This window comes from Frankia sp. CeCAU1 (assembly GCF_977971845.1).
Map to the genome: position 1 here is coordinate 1 of NZ_CDWWXA010000235.1, position 3,868 is coordinate 3,868.

5 protein-coding genes and 1 pseudogene are annotated in these 3,868 nt (G+C 71.2%); 4 read left to right on the forward strand and 2 right to left on the reverse strand.

Going from position 1 to position 3,868, the window contains the following annotated elements; translation table 11 throughout:
* From AC08OO_RS22765 to AC08OO_RS22775, 3 genes are all read left to right on the forward strand, one after another.
* A partial coding sequence (locus tag AC08OO_RS22765) for a hypothetical protein (RefSeq protein ID WP_476619058.1) occupies nt 1-262 on the forward strand: 262 nt, incomplete at its 5' end.
* A gap of 94 nt (nt 263-356) precedes the next feature.
* On the forward strand, nt 357-863 hold the full coding sequence (locus AC08OO_RS22770) for an SAM-dependent methyltransferase (protein ID WP_476611761.1): 507 nt from the start codon (nt 357-359) through the stop codon (nt 861-863).
* A complete protein-coding gene (locus tag AC08OO_RS22775; RefSeq protein WP_476611760.1) occupies nt 860-2,077 on the forward strand; it encodes a hypothetical protein in 1,218 nt (405 codons plus the stop codon). The genes AC08OO_RS22770 and AC08OO_RS22775 overlap by 4 nt, the downstream gene beginning before the upstream one ends.
* Nucleotides 2,078-2,175: 98 nt before the next feature.
* Here the strand turns inward: AC08OO_RS22775 and AC08OO_RS22780 are convergent, their stop codons facing one another.
* Both AC08OO_RS22780 and AC08OO_RS22785 read right to left on the reverse strand, forming a co-directional pair.
* Nucleotides 2,176-3,084, reverse strand: coding sequence for an IS630 family transposase (locus AC08OO_RS22780; RefSeq protein WP_476611759.1), 909 nt, complete (start codon nt 3,082-3,084; stop codon nt 2,176-2,178).
* A 25-nt stretch (nt 3,085-3,109) separates the two neighbouring features.
* Nucleotides 3,110-3,505, reverse strand: a pseudogene (locus AC08OO_RS22785) (helix-turn-helix domain-containing protein); the annotation flags it as partial.
* Here AC08OO_RS22785 and AC08OO_RS22790 point away from each other — a divergent pair.
* Nucleotides 3,504-3,830 carry a hypothetical protein gene (locus AC08OO_RS22790; protein WP_476611758.1) on the forward strand — a complete coding sequence of 109 codons (327 nt, stop codon included), beginning with the start codon at nt 3,504-3,506 and terminating at the stop codon, nt 3,828-3,830. The pseudogene AC08OO_RS22785 and the gene AC08OO_RS22790 sit on opposite strands and share 2 nt — an antisense overlap.
* Nucleotides 3,831-3,868: the final 38 nt, after the last annotated feature.

The window sequence follows — 3,868 nt, forward strand, 5'->3', positions numbered from 1 at the left end:
AGCGCAGACAGGCGACGGGCCGCCCCAGACCGATACGGCGGACACCGACAGGGACCACGCCACGGCGGTACCGGGCGCCGGCGGACCGACGCTCCGCTCTACCGCCAGCACCCGGGACGCCCACGATGCCGAGTCGGACGGCGACGACGCCGACGCGGTAGCGCGCTGGATGGCCGAAACGCTCGCCGAGGCCCCGCCCGTCCCGCCAGCGGTCGCCGCCCTCATCGCGGGCGTGCTCGTCCGGCGACCACCCGCCGCCTGATCTCCCGAGCAAGGGACCGCCGTCGCCTACGCGCCCAGAACACCGCCATGCGCGCCCATCGGCGCTCACGGCCGACATGCGAGTACGACTTGCCATGTGTAACCAAGGGGTGGTACCGATCGCGGTGGCGCACAGCCAGATCCTGCTCGCGCCCAACCCAGCGGCCGTGGCCATCGAGGCGGATCTGGCCCAGCCCGGGAAGATCCTGGAACACCCGAAGGTGTTCAACCTGCTGGACCTGGGGAAGCCGGTCGCGCTCCTGCTGGTCGCGGTCCTGCATTTCTTCCCCGACGACGCCGGCCCGCAGCGCCTGGTCGCGCAGTTGCGCGATGCCCTGCCGGCGGGCAGCTACCTGGTGGTGACCCACGCGACCGGCGACGGGCAGTCGCAGGACGTGACGGAGGCGGCCGAGGTGTACCGGCGCACGACCGCGCCGTTCCAGCTGCGCAGCCGCGAGCAGGTGCTGTCGTTCTTCGACGGCTGTGCGCTGGTCGAGCCCGGCCTGGTCCTGCTGCCCGGCTGGGACACCGACCGGCAACGACGCCGCACGGCGGCCGAGGGGCGGCTGCCGGTCTATGCCGGCGTGGGGCGCATCCGATGAGTTCGACACCGATCTGCCCGACCTGCTGGCCCGACGGGGACGTGCACCGGCTCGTGGAGCATGCCGATCGGCAGATCACCGACGCGGCGGCGTTCCTGTGGCCGGACTCCGAGGTGGCCCTCGGGTCAATGATCGCCGGGCGCAGGGTGCTGCGCCGCCAGGTGCTCCTCGACGACGCGGTGCTGTGCGCCACCGTGCGACCGGCGGGCGAGGCGCCCTCGAACCTGGTCCGCGGCGACCACGGCGCTCTGGCGGCCGTGCTGTCCGGCACGCAGAACGGACGCGAAGAGGAAGTGACAGCCAACGAGGCCGACCACCTCGCGGCACTGGCCGCCTACAGCCGCCTGCGGGTACCCGCCCCGGTCGCGATGGCCCACGGTGTGCTGTTCACCAGCTGGGTCGCGGGCACGAGCCTGACCGACCAGCTGCGGGCACGGCCAACGGCGCTCCCTGAACTGCTCACGACGTTGCTGGACGATCTGGCCGACCTGCACCACGATCCAGCCCAACAGCTGTGGCAGCTCGCCGTGCCCACCGTCGGCCCGCCTCTTCCGCGGATCGTCATGGAGGCGGTCGGCCGCTCACCCGACTACCTTCACCCCACCCGCTTCGGCGAGACAGGCGACCTGCGGGCGCTTGTACGCACCCAGTCGACCCGGCTCAACCGGCTCGCCGCCGAGTTGGACACGACGCTGCTGGCCCGAACCGGGGTCGCCGTCGGCCTCACCCCTACCCACGCCCGCTACCCCGACCCCGCCAGCCGGGCGACGCTGGTCCTACCCGAACTCGGGCCCGGCGGGGACGCCGCCGACATCGGAACCCTGCTCGGCCACCTCCACCTGCTCGCCTGCGACTGCCCACCCCACGACCGCCTATACCTCGCCGAAGGAATCGAGGCGTGGCTCGCCGACCGTCTGGCAGCCCGCCGCGACGGGTGGCGGGGCTGGCTTGCCGCCATGCTGACGATCTGGGCCGCCACCGTATACGACACCGTCCTGACCACCCTGTCGCTGCCCGCCGCCGTACCGCTGGCACCGGCCACCGCCCGCCTGCAAGCGCGTCCCCTCCCGGCACTGGCCGTCCTCGACGGACTCACCCGCCAACTCCGCCGCCACGGCGCCGACGCGGCCCTGACCACCACCCTCACCGAACTCGCCGGCACACCAATCCACCGACGCGCCGGTCACCCCGAGCGCACGACCGCGCCCCGCTGAGCACGCACCGTGGCCACCACGTTTTCACGCCGAAGACCGAACCTTCGCTGAACCCGGCGGCTCCCTTAGTGGTTGAGGCTGGAAGTCCTTTGGGGGTGTTAGGCGGCCTGCGCGAGGGCTCTGGCACTTGGTTCGGACTCCACCCGACTCCCGTGATCATTGGTGTCGGGTGGTGGGACGGGCAACCGAGCGACGGAGCCCGCGACGGCTGGTGCTGTGTCGTCGTCGAGGCGGGCGAGGTGGCGTTCGAGGCCGGCCGCGGTGTACTTCCACTTGAACGGTGTGGCGGTGACGTTGTAGCGGTCGACGAACGCTGTCAGGGTGTCGGCGAGCACGTCGAGGCTGGCGAAGTCGCAGGGTGACACGACCTTCCGTTGGACGAGCGAGAAGAAGATCTCCACTTGGTTCAGCCATGAGGCGTGTGTCGGGGTGTGGATCAGGATGCAGTTCGGGTGGGCGGCCCTGAGTCGGTTGATCGAGGCCTGGCCTCGGTGGTCGGAGCCGTTGTCGACGATCACGAACACGCGCTTCGCCGTCCGGTAGCGGTCCTGGGCCATGACCTGGCCCATCAGTTCCATGAACGGCGCGATGCCCGTCGTCGGCGGGGTCAGCACGGCGGCGATCCTCCCGGTCTGGACGTCGAGCGCGGGCAACAGCGCGAGCGCGCCGTGACGTTCGTACTCGTGCTCGACCCGGATGATCCTGCCCGGGGCGGTCGGGTCGATCCGGGCTCTCGCCTGGATCGACGGCTTCGCGTCGATCGAGACGATTCGATCCTCGGGGCCGAGGGATTCCTCCTGGTAGAAGCCCTCGTAGAGATCGAGGATCACTTTCGCCTTCGCGGCGAAGCCCGGGTCGCGCGCGAAGATCCAGGACTGGTAGCGCCACGGTTTGATCGGGTGCTCGGCGAGGATCCGCCGCACCGACGACGCCGAGATCGCGTCGACCAGGCCGCGGGAGAGCAGGTCGGCGGCGAGTTCCGGACACGACCAGCGGGCCAGCGGCACCTGGGTCTCCGGCGGGTAACTGGCAGGCCAGCGCGACGACCTCGGCCCGTTCCGCCTCGCTGATCCGCCGTGGCCGACCCGACCGGGGCAGGTCGACCAGTCCCGCCTCGCGTCGCCGCGCGAACCGGCCCCGCCACGTGCGGACCGTGTCCTCGCTCACGCACAGTCGCCGGGCTATCCGCGCGTTGGAGTAGCCGCGGGCCGCGTCCAGCACGATCGTTGACCGCTGCCAGTCCCGGTACGGCGTCCTGCACCCGTTCACGCGGGCCTTGAGCCGTCTGCGTCCGCTCGCGGTCAGGTCTATGGGTACGGCAACGCGGGGTGACGGCATCACGCACTCCGGGAGCAGGCGGGGTGGGCGTCCAAGGCGACGGCGGGATGATCGTAGCGATCTGCCGGCTGCCGGCAGACTGGTGGGCATGGCGGTGATCCCCGAGTCCACGAAGTCCTCGATCCGGCTGCGCCTGCTCGATCATGCGGAGCAGCGCTGGCCGCAACTCGCCCGCACCGAGATCACCTACCGTGGCGCGTTCGCCTACGTCGCCGGCGTCCTGCCCGACGGCGAGGAGATCCCCCTGTGCCGGTTGCGCTACGGCGGGTCAGCCCACTCGTTCGGCTTCGCGATCTACTCCGCCGCCCACGACCGCTACGAGGAAGCCGCCCTGCTCACCGGATACCCCGCCGGTAGCCCCCAGGACGCCCTCGACACCGCCTGCACCGTCCACCTCCCCGCCGAACCCAGCTGAATCACTGCACCCCCGAAGGACTTCCAGGCTCAACCACT